Origin of the sequence: Bacteroides sp. AF32-8BH (assembly GCF_003435205.1) — a bacterium.
GTDB lineage: Bacteria > Bacteroidota > Bacteroidia > Bacteroidales > Bacteroidaceae > Bacteroides > Bacteroides ovatus.
Genome location: NZ_QVLZ01000056.1, coordinates 14,021 through 32,597 on the forward strand (window position 1 = coordinate 14,021; position 18,577 = coordinate 32,597).

General features: G+C 40.6%; 15 protein-coding genes. All 15 read right to left on the reverse strand.

The window, feature by feature from the left end; genetic code table 11:
• The 15 genes from DWZ47_RS26700 to glmS all read right to left on the reverse strand — a co-directional run bounded on the left by DWZ47_RS26700 (position 1) and on the right by glmS (position 18,507).
• Positions 1-660, reverse strand: coding sequence for an acetyltransferase (locus DWZ47_RS26700; protein ID WP_004300042.1), 660 nt, complete (start codon positions 658-660; stop codon positions 1-3).
• Positions 657-1,079 carry a sugar 3,4-ketoisomerase gene (locus DWZ47_RS26705; RefSeq protein WP_004300044.1) on the reverse strand — a complete coding sequence of 141 codons (423 nt, stop codon included), beginning with the start codon at positions 1,077-1,079 and terminating at the stop codon, positions 657-659. Before DWZ47_RS26705 ends, DWZ47_RS26700 begins: the two co-directional genes overlap by 4 nt.
• Positions 1,076-1,480, reverse strand: a complete 405-nt coding sequence (locus DWZ47_RS26710; RefSeq protein ID WP_004300047.1) for a sugar 3,4-ketoisomerase — start codon at positions 1,478-1,480, stop codon at positions 1,076-1,078. The genes DWZ47_RS26705 and DWZ47_RS26710 overlap by 4 nt, the downstream gene beginning before the upstream one ends.
• A 5-nt stretch (positions 1,481-1,485) precedes the next feature.
• Positions 1,486-2,550 carry a dTDP-glucose 4,6-dehydratase gene (rfbB, locus tag DWZ47_RS26715; RefSeq protein ID WP_004300048.1) on the reverse strand — a complete coding sequence of 355 codons (1,065 nt, stop codon included), beginning with the start codon at positions 2,548-2,550 and terminating at the stop codon, positions 1,486-1,488.
• Between the two features lie 4 nt (positions 2,551-2,554).
• Positions 2,555-3,442 carry a glucose-1-phosphate thymidylyltransferase RfbA gene (gene rfbA / locus DWZ47_RS26720; RefSeq protein WP_004317896.1) on the reverse strand — a complete coding sequence of 296 codons (888 nt, stop codon included), beginning with the start codon at positions 3,440-3,442 and terminating at the stop codon, positions 2,555-2,557.
• Position 3,443: 1 nt separating this feature from the next.
• Positions 3,444-4,556: an MraY family glycosyltransferase gene (locus DWZ47_RS26725; RefSeq protein ID WP_004317895.1), complete on the reverse strand. Its 1,113-nt coding sequence runs from the start codon at positions 4,554-4,556 to the stop codon at positions 3,444-3,446.
• Between the two features lie 66 nt (positions 4,557-4,622).
• Positions 4,623-5,204: a UpxY family transcription antiterminator gene (locus tag DWZ47_RS26730; RefSeq protein WP_004300054.1), complete on the reverse strand. Its 582-nt coding sequence runs from the start codon at positions 5,202-5,204 to the stop codon at positions 4,623-4,625.
• Between the two features lie 351 nt (positions 5,205-5,555).
• Positions 5,556-6,503: a tyrosine-type recombinase/integrase gene (locus tag DWZ47_RS26735; RefSeq protein WP_117515286.1), complete on the reverse strand. Its 948-nt coding sequence runs from the start codon at positions 6,501-6,503 to the stop codon at positions 5,556-5,558.
• Between the two features lie 144 nt (positions 6,504-6,647).
• A complete protein-coding gene (locus tag DWZ47_RS26740) occupies positions 6,648-7,745 on the reverse strand; it encodes a metallophosphoesterase family protein (protein WP_117515288.1) in 1,098 nt (365 codons plus the stop codon).
• 17 nt (positions 7,746-7,762) lie between these two features.
• Positions 7,763-8,770 carry a lamin tail domain-containing protein gene (locus tag DWZ47_RS26745; protein ID WP_233525118.1) on the reverse strand — a complete coding sequence of 336 codons (1,008 nt, stop codon included), beginning with the start codon at positions 8,768-8,770 and terminating at the stop codon, positions 7,763-7,765.
• A 35-nt stretch (positions 8,771-8,805) separates the two neighbouring features.
• Positions 8,806-10,176, reverse strand: a complete 1,371-nt coding sequence (locus DWZ47_RS26750) for an OprO/OprP family phosphate-selective porin (RefSeq protein ID WP_233525119.1) — start codon at positions 10,174-10,176, stop codon at positions 8,806-8,808.
• Positions 10,177-10,347: 171 nt separating this feature from the next.
• A complete protein-coding gene (gene carB / locus DWZ47_RS26755) occupies positions 10,348-13,575 on the reverse strand; it encodes a carbamoyl-phosphate synthase (glutamine-hydrolyzing) large subunit (RefSeq protein ID WP_117515294.1) in 3,228 nt (1,075 codons plus the stop codon).
• Between the two features lie 2 nt (positions 13,576-13,577).
• Positions 13,578-14,723, reverse strand: coding sequence for a glutamine-hydrolyzing carbamoyl-phosphate synthase small subunit (carA, locus tag DWZ47_RS26760; RefSeq protein WP_004309298.1), 1,146 nt, complete (start codon positions 14,721-14,723; stop codon positions 13,578-13,580).
• 27 nt (positions 14,724-14,750) lie between these two features.
• Entirely contained in the window at positions 14,751-16,634 is a 1,884-nt protein-coding gene (locus tag DWZ47_RS26765; protein ID WP_004309300.1) for an amidophosphoribosyltransferase, read from the reverse strand.
• A 28-nt stretch (positions 16,635-16,662) separates the two neighbouring features.
• On the reverse strand, positions 16,663-18,507 hold the full coding sequence (gene glmS, locus DWZ47_RS26770) for a glutamine--fructose-6-phosphate transaminase (isomerizing) (RefSeq protein WP_008776596.1): 1,845 nt from the start codon (positions 18,505-18,507) through the stop codon (positions 16,663-16,665).
• Positions 18,508-18,577: the final 70 nt, after the last annotated feature.

An 18,577-nucleotide genomic window follows, 5' to 3' on the forward strand; every position in this document is an offset into this window, starting at 1 on the left:
TTAATCTTCCATAATTCTTCTCAAGAATTTTGCAGGTAACCCTACATGTATTTCAGAGTCTGGTATATCATGAGTAACCAAACTTCTTGCTCCTGCCATAGCAAAATTGCCAATCTTTCTCTTTTCTAAAACTGTAGCACCTATAGAAACATCAGCACACTTACCTATAACCACCAATGAACCGGTTATCGAACCCATTGCAAAATGACATAATGGTCCACATTTAACATCGTGTCCGATACAAGTATTGGATTTTACCATTGTCCCTATGCCCAGTTCTGTTCGAGGAGCAATATATGCATGACACATGACCACTACCCCTGGATGAAGAACCACGTTCTCTCCAATAAATGCTGTATAATGTATTATTGTTACTAATCTATCCAATGGAACATTTAGTCTCTTAAACAGTTCTTCTGTCAAGACATTTCGTCCTATCATATGTATTCCCCATATAAAATAATACCCTTCATCGACAAAATGCTGAATTCTATCAGTACCTCCCAAAACAGCATACTCATCTACATTATCTACAAAATCGTTCACAAAACCACAGATTTCAATATCTTCATCGTATCCGTTTTTCTGGTTATCTTTTATACAAGCTGCAATAACAGAACCATGTCCATTACCACCAATTATCAATACCTGCTTTTTCATTTTGTATTCTTATACTCCAAGAAATCCTTATATATTCGTATATAATCAGCTTCATCATAAGGCATTGAAGCAAGTACCAGACACACTGCTCCAGATGAAAAGTTATCCAGTTCTCTCCACATTCCCGGAACAATATATAAACCTTGATAAGGACGATTTAATGAAAAGGTACGTTTCACACTGCCATCATCAACTGTTACATTAAAACTACCGCTAGCAGCTATCACCAGCTGAAACAATTCTTTATGAGCGTGTCCACCACGCGCCTCGCCACCTGGTATATCGTATAGATAATAGGTACGTTTTACTTCAAATGGAACAGTTTTAACATTTTCAACCACAGTGATATTACCTTCATCTCTGTGATGCTTATCAAGCTCTATAATTGTGCAGTCATAGACTGTACTATTTTTACTCATAATGCAGTATTTTTGAAAGTTTCGTAATCACGTATATAATCATTTTCTCCATATGGAGTTGAAGATAATATTAAAGCTAACGAATTAGTAGAAAAATTATCCATCTGTCTCCATATCTGCTTTGGTACGTACAATCCATAGTATGAACGATTCAAATGGATTTTTCTCCTCTCTTTACCATCATCCAAGAGCACATCAAAACTACCGGAAAGTGCAATAATAAATTCCTGATTTTCTTTATATGCATGCCCTCCACGTTTCTCTCCACCAGGGACATCGTATATCCAATATGTCCGTTCTATTTTAAATGGAATATGCTTAAATTCCTCGGCAAAAGAGAGATTACCTCTTTTATCCAAAAATTTTGGAAGATCAATCAACCTACAATCTGATACATTCATAACTTTTATATTTTGTACATACTTTCATAATACTTATTATACTCTCCACTCGCTATATTTTCCATCCATTCGTTATTTTCCAAATACCAGCGAACAGTTTTTTCAATACCTTCCTCAAATTGCAAAGACGGTTCCCATCCTAATTCTTTTTTCAACTTATTAGAATCAATAGCATAGCGTAAATCATGTCCTTTTCTGTCAGCTACATATGTAATCAACTTTTCGGAAGTACCGTCCGGATTACCCAATAACCGATCTACAGTTTTAATGATAACCTTAATTAAATCAATATTTGTCCATTCATTGAAACCACCAATATTATAAGTCTCAGCTATTTTTCCTTTATGAAAAATGGTATCAATAGCACGTGCATGATCTACTACATACAACCAATCACGTACATTCTCACCCTTACCATAAACCGGTAAGGCTTTACCATGACGGATATTATTAATAAAAAGAGGTATAAGCTTTTCGGGAAATTGATAAGGCCCGTAATTGTTACTGCAATTGGTAACAATAACAGGCATTCCATATGTATCATGAAAAGCACGTACGAAATGATCACTACCAGCCTTACTAGCAGAATAAGGACTATGTGGCTGATATTTTGTTTGTTCAGTGAAGAATGTTCCGTCAAAATCTAATGCACCATATACTTCATCTGTTGAAATATGATAAAAAAGTTTATGATCATATCCCGTTTCTGAAGTTTCCCAAGCCAACTTAGCTGCCTGTAATAATGAAAGAGTACCCATCACATTCGTTTGTGCAAAAATAAATGGATCTTTAATACTACGATCAACATGGCTTTCTGCTGCCAAATGTATCACACTATCAATATTATACTGTTTAAAAAGCTGTATTATTCTCTCAAAGTCACAAATATCAGCTTTTACAAAAGTATAATTCGGCTGACCTTCAATATCTTTCAAATTAGCTAAATTTCCAGCATAAGTCAACTTATCTAAATTTATAATATGATACTCAGGATATTTATTCACAAATAAGCGAACAACATGGCTTCCAATAAATCCTGCACCACCAGTAATCAATATATTCCGCTTCATCTTTCTATTTCTCTTTTAATTCATCTATTACATTCATCAAGTATTTCCCGTATTGATTCTTTAACATCGGCTGTGCCAATGCCATCATTTTTTCAGGAGTAATCCAGCCTTTCCGAAAAGCAATTCCTTCTAAACAAGCTATTTTTAACCCCTGACGTTTTTCTATCACTTCAATAAAATTACTAGCCTCTGATAAAGAATCGTGCGTACCAGTATCAAGCCATGCAAAACCACGTCCTAAAAGTTGGACTTTTAATTCTTTAGTATCCAAGAAACATTGGTTTACTGTAGTTATTTCCAATTCTCCACGTGCAGATGGCTTGCTATTCTTTGCTATTTTAACCACTTTATTGGGATAGAAATAAAGGCCCACTACAGCATAGTTTGATTTTGGGTGAACAGGCTTTTCTTCCAATCCTAATACATTACCGTTTTTATCAAATTCCGCAACTCCATAACGTTCGGGATCTGATACCCAATAGCCAAATACAGTAGCTTTGTTTTCTTCTTCAGCCATGCGTACAGCTTCTTTTAGTATATAAGTCAGCCCCTGACCATGAAAAATATTATCTCCTAGTACTAAGCAAACCGAATCATCACCAATAAATTCCTCTCCAATAATGAATGCTTGCGCAAGACCATCAGGCGAAGGTTGTTCTGCATATTCAAAACGGACACCGAAATCAGAACCATCACCTAATAATCGTTGAAAACCAGGAAGATCATACGGAGTAGAAATTATTAAAATCTCACGAATACCTGCAAGCATCAAAACCGAAATGGGATAATAAATCATCGGTTTATCAAATATGGGAAGAAGCTGCTTACTAACTCCCTTGGTAATAGGGTACAAACGAGTACCAGATCCACCGGCTAAAACAATACCTTTCATTTTAATATAATCTGTTTAAATGTGTGCGCTTATCTCTCACTTTATCCCACCAAAGATTTAAAGCAATCCAGGCTACAATATCTCCTATCAATATCACAGTATTATTCACCCATGGTATCAATAAAATATTTACAGCACTAAATGCACAGGATATTAATATTATAATAATCATAGCTTTACGGGGTGTAAATCCCATTGCCAAAAATTTATGATGAATATGATTCTTATCTGGTTCAAAAGGGCTCTTTCCATTACGCAAACGTACCATTACCACACGAATCACATCAAAAGCTGGAATTATTAGTGTACTAAAGGCTATAAGAAAAGTACCTTTGGTATTAGAAATTACCTCAGGATTGTTCTGACTATATTTGATAGCAAGAAAACTTAGTATATACCCCAAAGTTAAGCTGCCGGTATCTCCCATAAATATTTTCCGTGCCCGTTCTGCATTACCGAAAACATTATAATAAAAGAAAGGAACTAATACACCTAAGGTACTAAACGCAAGCATACTATACATCCACAGCCCTTTCTCTATAAACAAAAGGCCAAAGACCAAAAGCGCAACACTACTCAATCCTGATGCTAATCCATCAATTCCATCTATTAAATTAATAGCATTAGTAATGAAAACAATGGTCAATATAGTAAAAGGAATACCAATCCAATTTGGAATTGCATATATCCCCAATAACCCATATAAGTCATTTATCCAAAGCTCTGCGATAGAAAAAAAACAAGCACAGAGAATTTGTATCACAAACTTTTGGCGATAACGCACTCCAATAAGGTCATCTGTAATTCCTGTCAAATATAAAAGAGTCAACCCACAGACTAAAAACAAACATTCCAATAAAAAACAAGTTGCATGTAAATCTGAAATATAATATCCTGTTATAGTACGGAATGCCAATACCAAACAACAAGAAAATAATATCGTTGGGAAAAAAGAAACTCCCCCCAAACGTGGAATGGCACATGTATGGATTTTACGTTTATCTGGTATATCAAATAATCTCTTACGAAGAGAAATTAGTAATATGCGAGGTATGACAAATAACGCTATACAGACAGAAATAACAAAAGCTAAGATTATAAATATATAATTCATTCGAATAATTATTTCATGAATAAAGTTTAATATTAAGCCCCATTTAGTTGATGCAATAATTCATTTTTATACAGCAACTTGATTTTCAATCTTTTCCACATACCCAACCGGCATATCCGCACAAGCACACCCCAGCATATTCAACCGGACAGCAATCTTACTCCTGCCATCCACCGTGACAAGTTCTCCTACAAGACCAGTCAAAGGACCTTTGACAACACGTACTTTTTCACCACGTGCCAAAGGAGCGCTATTCATACAGATTGCCTCTTCGGAATAGTCGAGCATAAAACGGAAACGGGCCATTTGTTCATCAGGAATGATAGTCGGACTGCTCTCACCGCGCATTACCATATAACGACTAACGGTAGAAAAGGAAAGAACCTCTTTGCGTTCTTTAGGATCAGCATGTACAAAAACCATCATGGGAAGCAGCACGGATTCAACCACTTTACGGCGGTCGCTCCATTGATGTACTTCTTGCTGGACCGGTACAAAATTTTCAATCCCCATTTTGTCTAAACGTTCGGCTACCTTCTTCTCATGATGCATACGAACCAGAGCGACATACCAGCGTTTAGAGTGTGCTACGCCTTCCCCTGTCCCAATTTTAGGCCCAGCACTTAAAGTTTCTTTCGTTAGAATCATACTTTTTTACCCCTTAAGTTTCCGTTACTTCTTAGGTAACGGAAATTATAGAGTACTGGACACCTACCACAAAAAGAAGAAGAAATACGTACGAACAAGGGAGTTTAGATACATTTTGCCTGATATACAGAGATATTTGAAAAGTATAGGCAGTCGAATTCATAGAACATGAAATAGGAATGTTTCATGTCCCGATACATTTTTACTGTATATTTAAATAAAAAGAGAAAAAAAAGGAATTTTGCTTGTATGTTATTAACAAATTTGTCTATATTTGCACCGAATAATTTCCGTTACCTAAGAAGTAACAGCTGCGTATTTAGACTGGTTATCAAAGACTTAATATACTTTTCAAAGAATTCCTCTATAATTCCCGACGTAAGAATAATTCAGTCGATTTACTTTGGTACGCTCATTCAATTCAAAGCCTTTCAAGTAAATTTGTGTTGTCTTAATAGATTTATGCCCCAATGATTCGCTAATCATTTCGATAGGTACTCCCCTGTATTTAGCGGTAGTTGCCCAGGAATGACGAAATGTATAAGAAGTCACGGATGAATGGATACGTAATTTTTTAGCTAAACTCTTCAAATCATTATTAAAACGACGCAGTGTGGATTGATATTCTCTATATGCCGCTTCCCCATCCCGTTTATTTTTTCCACTTAATATATAAAAAAGATAATCCGGATGCTCGGGGAGAACAGCAGAATGCGTATTACGAAGTCGGGAAACAATACATGAAGCCGATTCTAAGATTTCTATACTCATTGGGGTTCCAGTCTTGATACGGTTGTACTTCAATATATTCCCCTCCAAATTCGACTTTTCCAGATGAGCAAGATCGGCGAAAGGCATTCCGCAAAATAAAAATAACAAATTAGCGATGGCTTGCGTCCGGCGAAGTTTTTCGGACTGCGGATCTTTATAAAGCAGCGTGTGTAATTCGTTTATAGGAATTGCTTTTTTCTGACGAGTATCTACTCCGGTAAAGACATCACGAAACAAGCGATGAATATAAGGAGCCTGATGAGTATCTACTCCCTTATTGTATATGCAACGTAACATTCGCATATAGGTGGAAATCGTGTTCAACTTCAAGCGGCAGGACATCAGATAACTGCTATACCGCTTCAAGTTCTCACGAGTAATCAAACTGAATGACACACACTCTGTTCCACAAAATATGGTGAAAGAGCGAAGTGCATTCTCATAAACATGTGCTGTGGCATAACGCCCTTCCTGACGCAAACAATTTATATAATTATTTGCACATACGGTAAATCCGTCTTTTCTCATAATTTACTTTCTATATTAATTGATTAAAATAAGTTTGATATTACGAGAAATAGAACGAATTTACAACAAAGAAGGTGATTTACGGTCGTTTTCTTATAAAGTTTTTAGTAACCTATACGATTTAATACTAAATTTGGCTATTTATCAGAAAGTGATAGTGCAAGAACTTCCCCATTGGATACTGGTTTTGTTTTCCGTATTCCACAAACATTCACGAGCCGTTAACAAGCGTTGATTCACATCCATGGTAACTACAATAAAGGAAAGTAGACGTTCGTCAGCAGAAGAATACTCACCTTTCATAGGGGAGTCCACCCGGAAAACAGGTAAATCAATTGTTCCATTTACCCCATTCCAGGTATAAAATTCATTGTAATTCTTATCTCCATGAAAGTAAGCCTTAATCATAGAATGAGAATGGATAAACTGCTCCAGCTTTTCCCAATTCTTTGTGGCTTTCTTTTTGACATCAGTCACCAGACAGGTATCTGCCAACAAATTCTGAAACTTATCTACTGAATTGATCGTATGCTTACCGTTCGGATTCGTAAAATGCTTGGTATCGGCAATGGGAGGATCGTGGGTAAATAAAATAACAGGAATAATCGTATCGGTTCCTATTTCCTGATCGAACCATTGACGCATATATGCATCAGGCCACATTCCCATAAAAACAAACCGTACCCCGTCCTTTACAAAGGAATAATGCACCTTATCCGTTTGATAATTAAAAGTCTCCGCCGTACGTTCCACCGCAGGGCGCATCATCCGGTTGAAAATACCGGCAGCACTGGATGCATCTTTTTCAGGAGATAAAACCTTGGGATAACCTATCGCATTAGAAATATCGTGATTACCCGGTACCAGATACAAAGGAGAACTTATCGATGAATCCCAATCACTGCAAAATTGACTCCATGATATAGTAGCAGATTGAACTCCTTCTTCCATCCGATTGGCAACATCACCCGTACAAACAACAAAATCAGGAGAACCGAATTTTATTCCTGCGCCCACCCCACTATCTTCCGGCAGCCGAGTTTCAGAAAGCAATTTGAAGGTTGCCAACATAGCACGACTTACCTCATCACTTCCCACTTCTTTTCCCCGAAATTCACGTTCAAGACCATAATGTACGTCTGAACAATATATAAAACGAAGAATTCTTCCTTCGTCTGCTCCGGCAGCGGTGCAGCTAAAAAGAAGAATTCCCGTAAATAATAAAAGGATTAGCTTTCTCATTCCTTACAATTATAATCTTACCATTCTATTTTTGTACTTAGTCCGGCAGTGGTGCTATTACTCTCACCTTGAGTGGCTTTCATCATATACCATTCAGCACCGTTATCCTTACGGGCATACGCCATTCCCTCTGTTTCTCCATTGTATTTAGGTGTTTCTCCCCAAACCTCTTCACCGGCATCCGTTAGATTCTTGAATACGTCTATGGCAGTTTCTTCCGGTGAAAGAAGCTCAATCTTCACAGATTTTTTAGCGGAGAGTCCACTTGTAAAGCCTGTAGAATAATCTGCTTGATCCGAAAGAAGCACTAAAAAACCATGAGACTGTATTTTAGTCCCTTCGGGAGCTATATAAACAATATCCCCATCATCTTTTTTAATCTTTACTCCGGTTATATCCAGTTCACGACCTGTACTATTATACAACTCAATATATTTGGGTTTATTACCGTTCAACTCATTCAGCACCAATCCAGTATAATCAATACCGGAAGGTCCTTCAGGTTCCGTAATTTTATTAGCTGTTCCTTTAGTAGCTTTCAATACAACAGTCCATTCTCCCGTACCGTCGGGAATACGTGAATAACTTCCTCCCACTTCATGTTTACCTCCATCACCAAATTCCGCATCCTTATCAAATTTGTCTATATCTTTACCAGAGGGCATTTGCAAATTGATAGAAACAGATTTAGTATTTGAGATTCCTTGAGTAAAATCAACGCCTTTGACTTTCAGCAAATATGCTTTACCGGCAATGGCTGCCCCTTCCCCAAATGTATAAATAATCTCCGAAACACCTTCTTCATCAGTTTTCACCAGTTTAACGCCATTGAGATTAATTGTTGTATTGGAAGTATTATAAATCTCAATCCAATCTTCTTCACTTGCATTCCCATCGTTTCCACAAATTTCATTCAATACCAATCCTGAATAATCAATATCAGTAGGAATTTCCGGTTCCGAGTCATCTTTACACCCAACCAAAGCCAAAGCACAAAGTGTGCTCATCAGCAAAAACTTTTTCATAATCATCTTTTTTTAATTTATATCGTTATTCGCGTTTAAAAAGAAATCATTGTACGCAACTGAAATACATTAAAATCGATTCCTGAAGGCATTAGTTCACTTAAAGGTTTGCCTCCTTTGGTAATTTGTCCTTTAGAGTCGGCATATTTATCATTATTCATATAAATGTAATTCAGCCCAATCACCACATTACGTACAGGATACCAGTTCAACGAAGCAGAATAGCTGGTTGCCTTACCTCCTGTAATATACGCAGCCGGATCATGGAAATCATTCATATTTATATTACTGATACGAGCCGCAACTTCCAAATCCCCCCCTTTACGACGCATTTTCATTGGACCAAATTCCGCCTCATCCGGGGAGTATTGACGGTTTTCTCCCAATATCATATAAGATGCCGTAGCATACCAACCATTAAATACTGCATTTTTCAAATCAGTCTTTTGATTATTAGCACCATAGGTATAGCGGGATATGTTGTTATAAATATATTCTCCATAAGTCAGCAACTTACGATAACGGAATCCCAGTTCGAAGCCTGTAGTATAATAATGATTGACATTCGAAATCTCGGCTTGCACAAATCGGCGACGGTCTACCCTGCTCTCCGGGAAAGTCCGGAAAAGAACCGTCTTATCCTCCAGACCTGAACCGGAAGGTGTCTGATAGTTAAAGTATCCGCCGACATGAATCGTCATATCTTCATTGTAAATAGGCGACACTGCTACACGGGTAGCCAGAGCATAACCGTCATTCCCTCTATTACGCTCTTTCTGAATGATATCCACTTCCCTACCAAATACTCCAGCGGAAGCCCACCAATGTTTTCCCCAACCAGTTCCGGCAAGTCCCAGACGGCGCCCGTCAGCAAAAGCTTCCACTGCCATCGGACGTTCCGAAGCCATCAGATATTTAGAACTTGTTGTACGTTCCATACTCATCGGAACTTTAAAATTTCCCGCCTTTACAAAGAAATGATTATTAAATTTATAGCCCAGATACATATCTTTTATTTCCACTTCATTGTAAGCGAAATCCAGATCCAGTTCTGCAAACCATTTTTTGTATAAAGTGGCTTTCACACCGAAACGTGCACGACGAATACTCACCCCGTTGCTAAAACGGAATTGATTGTCATCGTCCTCCAGATCCTTATTCGTTTTGGATGTCAGATCATTCACATTCGATGCGGGCGAATAGACCGCTGCATCCAAATAAATTCGATTATCAAACCATAAATGAAAGTTTTCATTTTTAAAAGCAAAGTGAAGTTTTCCACTCTCAAAATAAGCCTTTACAGGTATCTTACCCGATTCATCTTCCCAACCGGAAGTCGTGTTTTGTCCCCATACTGAAGTAAATGCCAACAGACCAGCAACCAGAATCATGTTTCTTTTTCTCATATCGTATCTCTATCGTTTTGCAGGCGCAAAGTAAACGACATGGAAATACAAATGAATGACAGAGTTATTACATTTCTACAACAACAAAGGCCGCTCCCGAATAACAGGAACGGCCTTAACATTTTCATTTCAATGTGATGTCAGCCTCTTTTCAAAAAGATGACATTCTGCTTATTTATACTCTGCCCAGCTCTTGATAGCTATATCATCCACACTCATCGTACAGAAGGCATTGATAAATGCACTAGCCAGACGGGCATTCGTAATCAACGGTATATTCAAGTCAATGGCAGCACGACGGATTTTATACCCATTACTTAATTCTCCGGCTGTCAGATTCTTCGGGATATTGACTACCATATCGATTTCCTTGCGATGAAGCATCTCCAATGCTTGCGGATGCCCCTCCTCACTCGGCCAATAGACATGAGTACTTTCAATTCCATTCTCTGCAAGCGTTTTGTGTGTACCACCCGTTGCAAAGAGTTTGTATCCCTTATTCACCAACATACGGGCCGCATCCATCATATCCGCTTTTTGCTTCATGGTACCTGTAGAAAGCAGGATATTCTTCTGCGGAATACGATAGCCTACAGAAAGCATAGCCTTCAATACAGCACATGAAGTATCCATACCGATACAACCTACTTCACCGGTAGAAGCCATATCTACTCCCAACACCGGATCGGCCTTCTGCAAGCGGTTGAAGGAAAATTGGGAGGCCTTGATTCCGACATAATCCAGTTCGAAGAGATTCTTTTCCGGTTTCTCCACAGGCAGACCGAGCATCACTTTCGTTGCCAGCTCGATAAAGTTGATCTTCAACACTTTGCTGACAAACGGGAAAGAACGACTGGCACGCAGATTACATTCAATCACCTTGATATCGTTGTCTTTCGCCAGATACTGAATATTAAACGGACCGGAGATATTCAAAGCCTTAGCAATCTCACGGCTGATACGCTTAATACGGCGAACAGTTTCTACATACAGCTTTTGCGGCGGGAACTGAATCGTTGCGTCGCCGGAATGTACTCCCGCAAATTCGATATGCTCACTTATAGCGTATGCTACAATTTCTCCATTCTGCGCCACCGCATCCATTTCCACTTCCTTGGCGTGTTCGATAAACTGGCTTACTACCACCGGATGTTTCTTCGATACATTAGCTGCCAGTTTCAAGAAACGTTCCAATTCTTCCTGGTTGGAACAAACATTCATCGCAGCTCCCGAAAGCACATAGGACGGACGAACAAGTACGGGGAAACCTACCTCTTCAACGAACTCCTGAATGTCATCCATAGAAGTTAATTCACGCCAACGGGGCTGATCCACACCGATACGGTCAAGCATGGCAGAGAATTTCTCACGATCTTCGGCATTGTCAATACTCTTGGCACTCGTACCTAGAATATTGATCTTCTGTGCATCCAGACGCAAAGCAAGGTTATTTGGAATCTGGCCGCCGGTAGATACAATTACCCCATGCGGATTCTCCAGTTCCAGAATATCCATCACACGTTCAAAAGTCAATTCATCAAAGTACAAACGGTCGCACATATCGTAATCCGTAGATACGGTTTCAGGATTATAGTTAATCATGACACTGCGCCATCCCTCTTTTCGAATGGTATTCAAAGCCTGTACGCCACACCAGTCGAATTCTACGGAAGAACCGATACGATAAGCACCGGAACCCAATACGACGATGGATTTATGGTCGCCCAGATAACGCACATCATTTGCTACACCGCTATAAGTAAGATACAGATAATTGGTTTGTGCCGGGTATTCGGCTGCCAACGTATCGATCTGTTTCACTACCGGAAGAATGCCTGCCTCTTTACGGTGTTTGCGGATATAAAGAATTCCATCTTCCATATCACCTTCGTAACCGATGGCACGGGCAATCTGGAAATCGGAGAAACCTTGAACCTTAGCTTTACGGAGCAATTCGTTCGGCAGATCGGCAATCTGTTTGTGATTGTTTCCCCAACTATGCAGTTCTTCGGAAGTCTTCATAATATTCATTAACTTCTGCAAGAACCATTTATCAATCTTAGTCAATTCGTGCACCTGATCGATGGTGTAGCCGGCGCGAAACGCTTTCGAGATCACGAAAATACGTTTATCGGTCGGTTCGCGCAAGGCTTTATCAATGTCGGAAATAACCAATTCTTTGTTCTCCACAAAACCATGCATTCCCTGTCCGATCATACGAAGACCTTTCTGGATAGCTTCTTCAAAAGTGCGTCCGATAGCCATCACTTCACCCACAGATTTCATAGAAGAACCCAACTCTTTATCTACACCGTGGAATTTACCTAAATCCCAACGAGGAATCTTACATACGACATAATCCAGTGCCGGTTCGAAGAAAGCGGAAGTAGTCTTGGTTACAGAATTCTTCAGGTCGAAGAGTCCATAACCCAATCCCAATTTGGCAGCAACGAAAGCCAGCGGATAACCGGTTGCCTTAGATGCTAAAGCCGATGAACGGGAAAGGCGGGCATTTACTTCGATCACCCGGTAATCTTCGGATTCGGGATCGAAGGCATATTGTACGTTACATTCACCCACGATACCGATATGGCGGATGATACGTATTGCCAATTCCCGAAGTTTATGATACTCTTTATTGGTAAGCGTCTGTGAAGGAGCAATAACGATAGACTCACCGGTATGAATACCCAGCGGATCGAAGTTTTCCATATTACAAACGGTGATACAGTTATCGAAGCGGTCACGTACCACTTCATATTCCACTTCTTTCCAACCGCGTAGTGATTTCTCCACCAATACCTGTGGGGAGAAAGAGAATGCTTTTTCTACCAGCACATCCAGCTGTTGTTCATTATCACAGAAACCGGACCCCAAGCCTCCTAACGCATAAGCAGCACGAACAATCACCGGATAGCCCAGTTCTTTTGCTGCGCGACGTGCATCTTCCGCATTTTCTACGGCTTCACTCTTGATGGTTTTTACATTGATCTCATTCAATTTCTGAACAAAAAGTTCACGGTCCTCGGTATCCATAATGGCCTGTACCGGAGTACCCAACACTTTTACATTATATTTTTCAAGAATACCTTCTTTATACAATGCTACTCCACAGTTCAGAGCCGTCTGACCACCGAACGCCAGCATAATACCTTCCGGTTTTTCTTTTTGGATCACTTTCTCTACGAAGTACGGAGTCACCGGAAGAAAGTAAATTTGATCTGCCACTCCTTCGGAAGTCTGCACCGTAGCAATATTCGGATTGATAAGAATGGTTTCAATACCCTCTTCTTTCAAGGCTTTAAGTGCCTGTGAACCGGAATAGTCAAATTCACCAGCCTCACCGATTTTCAGGGCACCTGAACCTAATAGCAATACTTTCTTTATATTTTCTTTCATTGTTACAATAGTTTTACAAATTCGTCGAACAGGAATTCCGTATCCGTAGGTCCACTCGCAGCTTCCGGGTGGAATTGCGCAGAGAACCAGGGATTCTTTTTATGTTTGATTCCCTCGTTGGACCCATCGTTCATATTGATAAACAACGGTTCCCACTCTGCACTCAACGTATTATTGTCTACGGCATAACCATGATTTTGTGAAGTAATGAAACAACGTTCCGTACCTATCATACGCACCGGCTGATTGTGGCTACGATGTCCGTATTTCAATTTATAAATCTTGGCTCCGCCCGCTTTTGAAAGCAACTGGTTACCCATACAGATGCCGAAGATAGGCAGTTTCTCATTTACCATCGCCTTCCGTATATTCTGTACTGCAGCATCACAAGTATCCGGGTCACCCGGTCCGTTGGAGATAAACAACCCGTCAAATTCGAGTCCGCTATAATCATAATCCCAAGGTACACGGATCACTTCTACATTACGTTTCAGCAGACAACGAATAATATTTGTCTTTACACCGCAATCTACCAGGATAACCTTCTTAAATTGAGAATTGAAAGTTGAGAATTGAGAATTAAGCTGCGCATAGGAACTATTTACGGAGAAAGTTTGTGAAGTTCCGGCAGGAAGATAGCAAATAATCTCTTTGCAAGATACACGATCTACATAATTGACGCCTGCGTATACTGCTTCAGGCACATTATCCGGTTCATCATCGAAAACGATTTTTCCCATCATTACTCCATGTTCACGAAGAACCTTAGTCAGCTCGCGCGTATCAATGCCTGTGATACCGGGAATCTGCTCGCGTTTCAACCAGTCACCGAGACTTTCCACCGCATTCCAGTGGCTGTATTCATAAGAATAGTCACTTACGATAATCGCTTCCGCATGGATTTTCTCACTTTCCATGAAAGTGGCAAGTCCATTCGGTTCGATGGTAAAAGGAGGAACACCGTAGTTGCCTACCAGAGGATAGGTAAGCGTCATCAACTGTCCGGCGTATGAAGGGTCAGTAAGGCTCTCCGGGTATCCGGTCATGGCAGTATTAAAAACTACTTCGCCTGCCACCGGCTTCTCGTAGCCAAACGACTTACCGGAAAACCGGCTCCCGTCGTCAAGGATTAATGTCACATTTCTCATTCTTATTATTGAATCGTTGTATGGTTGTTAGAATTGATACATTTGTTCTATATAGTCGATGAACGCCCGGTTCACCATTTTCACACCTCCCGGTGTAGGGTAGTTACCGCTAAAATACCAGTCGCCTTTATGATGCGGACAAGCCTCGTGCAATCCCTCCAACGGTTGATAGACAATTTCCACTTTCGCCTTTGTTCCCTTGGGAGTCAGCAGTTCCACCATCTTGGCAGAGATTTCCTCATCGGTGAACGGAGCATAGATATTCTTCACATAGTTTATCATCTGCTCTTTCGGCAGTCCCACCTGATCTTTCGATTTACGGTAGGCAGCCGCAATCACATCTTTCATATCCCGCTCCTTTAAAAGTTCGACAGCAGCTCGGAAAGCGATAAACTCACTCATCTTTGCCATATCGATACCGTAATAGTCAGGATAACGCACTTGCGGAGAAGAAGATACTATCACAATCTTCTTCGGACCGAGACGGTCGAGAATACCGATAATACTTTGTTTCAACGTAGTACCACGCACAATGCTGTCGTCAATAATCACCAGATTATCAACACCGGGTACCAGACTTCCGTATGTAATGTCATACACATGGGCTGCCAGATCATTACGACTGTTTCCTTCGGCAATAAACGTACGGAGTTTGATATCCTTGATCGCCACCTTTTCGCTACGGATGCGGCGGGAAAGAATGACTTCCAGTTCCTCCATATCCGGATGATGCCCTAATGCAGCAATTTGCTGCACTTTCTCCTCATTCAAGTAATCGTCCAGTCCCTGCAACATTCCGTAGAAAGCCACCTCCGCAGTATTGGGAATAAAAGAAAAAACCGTATGATCGATGTCATTATTGATAGCTTTCAATATTCTCGGAACCAACTTTTCACCCAACCGTTTCCTTTCCTTATAAATATCGACATCACTCCCACGGGAGAAATAGATACGTTCGAAAGAACAGGCATGATTTTCGCGCGGCTTGTTAATTTGCGAAGTACGGATTTTACCTTCTTTGCTGATTAACAATGCTTGCCCCGGTTGCAATTCTTTGATTTCCTCAAACGGAACATTCAAAGCAGTCTGGATCACCGGACGTTCGGAAGCAAGAACAGCTATCTCATCATCCTGATACCAGAATGCAGGCCGGATTCCCCACGGGTCGCGGATGGCGAAGGACTCGCCGCTCCCGGTCAATCCGCAGATCACGTATCCCCCATCCCATTCGCGGCTGGAAGTGCGCAACACGTTTGCCAAATCAATATATTCTTCTATATAATGAGTGATTCCCATGCCCGTAAGCCCCTCGGCTTCGGCAAGATTGAATACACGCTCCACTTCACGGTCAAGACGGTGTCCCACCTGCTCCAACATGATATATGTATCGGCATATTTACGCGGATGCTGACCAATGGCAGTGATACGGGCAAATATCTCGTCCACATTTGTCATATTGAAATTTCCGCAGAGGGCCAGATTCTTGGCACGCCAGTTATTTCTTCTTAAAAATGGATGCACATAAGAGATTCCGGATTTTCCCGTAGTGGAATAACGAAGATGTCCCATATATACTTCACCGGCAAAAGGCAAAGTTCGTTTGGCATACGCTGCATCGTGCAACTGTTCGGGAGTGAGATCCTTAAAATTGTTTTGAACGTTTTCAAAGATTTCCGTAATGGCTCCGGAACCTAAAGCGCGTTCACGAAACATATATTCTTCACCCGGATTTGCTTCCAGTTTCACACATGCCAGTCCCGCACCTTCCTGTCCACGATTATGCTGCTTCTCCATCAACAGGTAGAGTTTATTAAGACCATACATCCATGTCCCGTACTTTTTCTCGTAATACTCTAACGGTTTGAGCAAGCGTATCATGGCAACGCCACATTCATGTTTCAATTGTTCCATCTCTCTATATACTAGTTACTACTTAAAGTTACTCTACTGTTACCGACTTCGCCAGATTTCTCGGCTGATCCACATCCATCCCTTTGCATACCGCAATGTGGTAAGCAAGAAGTTGCAGAGGTACCGTAGTAATTAACGGATCGAGACATTCGATTGTTTCAGGAAGTTCGATACTACAGTCAGCGATTTTGCTGATAACGGTATCTCCTTTCGTCACAAATGCAATCACTTTTCCTTTCCGTGCCTTAATCTCCTGAATATTACTTACTACTTTCTCATACAACCCATTCTGGGTAGCAATCACCACTACCGGCATTTCCGCATCGATCAGGGCAATCGGTCCATGCTTCATCTCCGCAGCCGGATAACCTTCGGCGTGAATATACGATATTTCTTTCAATTTCAATGCACCTTCCAGAGCAACGGGATAACTATATCCGCGTCCCAGGTAAATAAAATTATGCGCATAAGTGAAAGTTTTCGATAACTCCGCCAAAGTATCATTCAATTCCAACACCTCTTTCATTTTTTCCGGAATATGATTTAACTCCTGTACGATTGAAAGATAATGCTGTTCGTCAATGGTTCCTTTCGCTTTGGCAAGTGTCAATGCCAACATCGCCAATACAGTGACCTGTCCGGTAAATGCTTTGGTAGAAGCCACCCCGATTTCTGGACCCACATGAATATATGAACCGGTATGAGTGGCACGGGGAATAGAAGAGCCGATCGCATTGCAAATGCCATATATAAATGCCCCGCGGCTTTTCGCCAATTCCACAGCAGCCAATGTATCTGCCGTCTCGCCACTCTGGGAGATTGCTATCACCACATCCTGCCCGTCAATCACCGGATCACGGTAGCGGAATTCGGAAGCATACTCCACTTCCACCGGTATGCGGCAAAAACTCTCAATCAGATGCTTACCGATCAGTCCGGCATGCCAGGAAGTTCCGCAAGCAACAATAATAAACCGTTTGGCATTCAGCAGCTTTTCCCGGTGATCTATCACAGCAGAAAGCACCACATTATCAGCTTCCACATTGATACGTCCGCGCATGCAATCACGAATACAATCGGGCTGTTCGAAAATCTCTTTCAACATAAAGTGCGGATATCCCCCTTTTTCCAACTGACCGAGGTTGAGTTCCACCTTCTTTATTTCAGGTATCATTTCGACATTGTTCAAGTTGACTACCTTCAACTCCTTCCCCAGATTCAAAACAGCTATTTCCCCGTCTTCCAGATAAACCACTTTATCAGTATATTCTACAATCGGAGTAGCATCTGAAGCAAGAAAGAACTCATTCTCTCCAATCCCCACTACCAATGGACTGCTCTTACGGGCAGCAATAATCTCATCGGGATGCTCCTTATCAAGAATCGCAATCGCATAAGCACCAATTACCTCCCCTAACGCCAACTGAACAGCCGTCAACAGACTGACCTGATTAGTGACTTTCATGTATTCTATTAATTGAACGAGGACTTCGGTATCTGTACTACTTTTAAAAATATAGCCTTTGGCTTGAAGTTTTTCTTTAAGAACGGCGTAGTTTTCAATAATACCGTTATGAATGAGAGCGAGCTTTTCGGAAGAAGAGTAATGAGGGTGGGCGTTAGCAGAACAAGGTTCCCCGTGAGTAGCCCAACGGGTATGGGCAATTCCGATTGTACCGGAAATATCTTTCTGTGTGACGAAATTTTCAAGATCAGAGACTTTTCCTTTCGTCTTATACACATTTAACTGTTGGTCATCACTAATGATTGCTACCCCCGCGCTGTCATATCCACGATACTCCAGTCGCTTCAGCCCTTTGATAAGGATAGGGTAGGCTTTTCGTTTACCAATATAGCCTACTATTCCACACATATTATGATATTTTTATTTCGCCTGCAAATATACACATTACAAATAACATAAAGACAACAAAAAGCATATT

What these genes read in the sequence shown, in the direction of transcription:
- DWZ47_RS26700 (WP_004300042.1), bottom strand. Translation starts at nt 660, where the DNA reads ATGAAAAAGCAGGTATTGATAATTGGTGGTAATGGACATGGTTCTGTT.
- DWZ47_RS26705 (WP_004300044.1), bottom strand. Translation starts at nt 1,079, where the DNA reads ATGAGTAAAAATAGTACAGTCTATGACTGCACAATTATAGAGCTTGAT.
- DWZ47_RS26710 (WP_004300047.1), bottom strand. Translation starts at nt 1,480, where the DNA reads ATGAATGTATCAGATTGTAGGTTGATTGATCTTCCAAAATTTTTGGAT.
- rfbB (WP_004300048.1), bottom strand. Translation starts at nt 2,550, where the DNA reads ATGAAGCGGAATATATTGATTACTGGTGGTGCAGGATTTATTGGAAGC.
- rfbA (WP_004317896.1), bottom strand. Translation starts at nt 3,442, where the DNA reads ATGAAAGGTATTGTTTTAGCCGGTGGATCTGGTACTCGTTTGTACCCT.
- DWZ47_RS26725 (WP_004317895.1), bottom strand. Translation starts at nt 4,556, where the DNA reads ATGAATTATATATTTATAATCTTAGCTTTTGTTATTTCTGTCTGTATA.
- DWZ47_RS26730 (WP_004300054.1), bottom strand. Translation starts at nt 5,204, where the DNA reads ATGATTCTAACGAAAGAAACTTTAAGTGCTGGGCCTAAAATTGGGACA.
- DWZ47_RS26735 (WP_117515286.1), bottom strand. Translation starts at nt 6,503, where the DNA reads ATGAGAAAAGACGGATTTACCGTATGTGCAAATAATTATATAAATTGT.
- DWZ47_RS26740 (WP_117515288.1), bottom strand. Translation starts at nt 7,745, where the DNA reads ATGAGAAAGCTAATCCTTTTATTATTTACGGGAATTCTTCTTTTTAGC.
- DWZ47_RS26745 (WP_233525118.1), bottom strand. Translation starts at nt 8,770, where the DNA reads ATGAAAAAGTTTTTGCTGATGAGCACACTTTGTGCTTTGGCTTTGGTT.
- DWZ47_RS26750 (WP_233525119.1), bottom strand. Translation starts at nt 10,176, where the DNA reads ATGAGAAAAAGAAACATGATTCTGGTTGCTGGTCTGTTGGCATTTACT.
- carB (WP_117515294.1), bottom strand. Translation starts at nt 13,575, where the DNA reads ATGAAAGAAAATATAAAGAAAGTATTGCTATTAGGTTCAGGTGCCCTG.
- carA (WP_004309298.1), bottom strand. Translation starts at nt 14,723, where the DNA reads ATGAGAAATGTGACATTAATCCTTGACGACGGGAGCCGGTTTTCCGGT.
- DWZ47_RS26765 (WP_004309300.1), bottom strand. Translation starts at nt 16,634, where the DNA reads ATGGAACAATTGAAACATGAATGTGGCGTTGCCATGATACGCTTGCTC.
- glmS (WP_008776596.1), bottom strand. Translation starts at nt 18,507, where the DNA reads ATGTGTGGAATAGTAGGCTATATTGGTAAACGAAAAGCCTACCCTATC.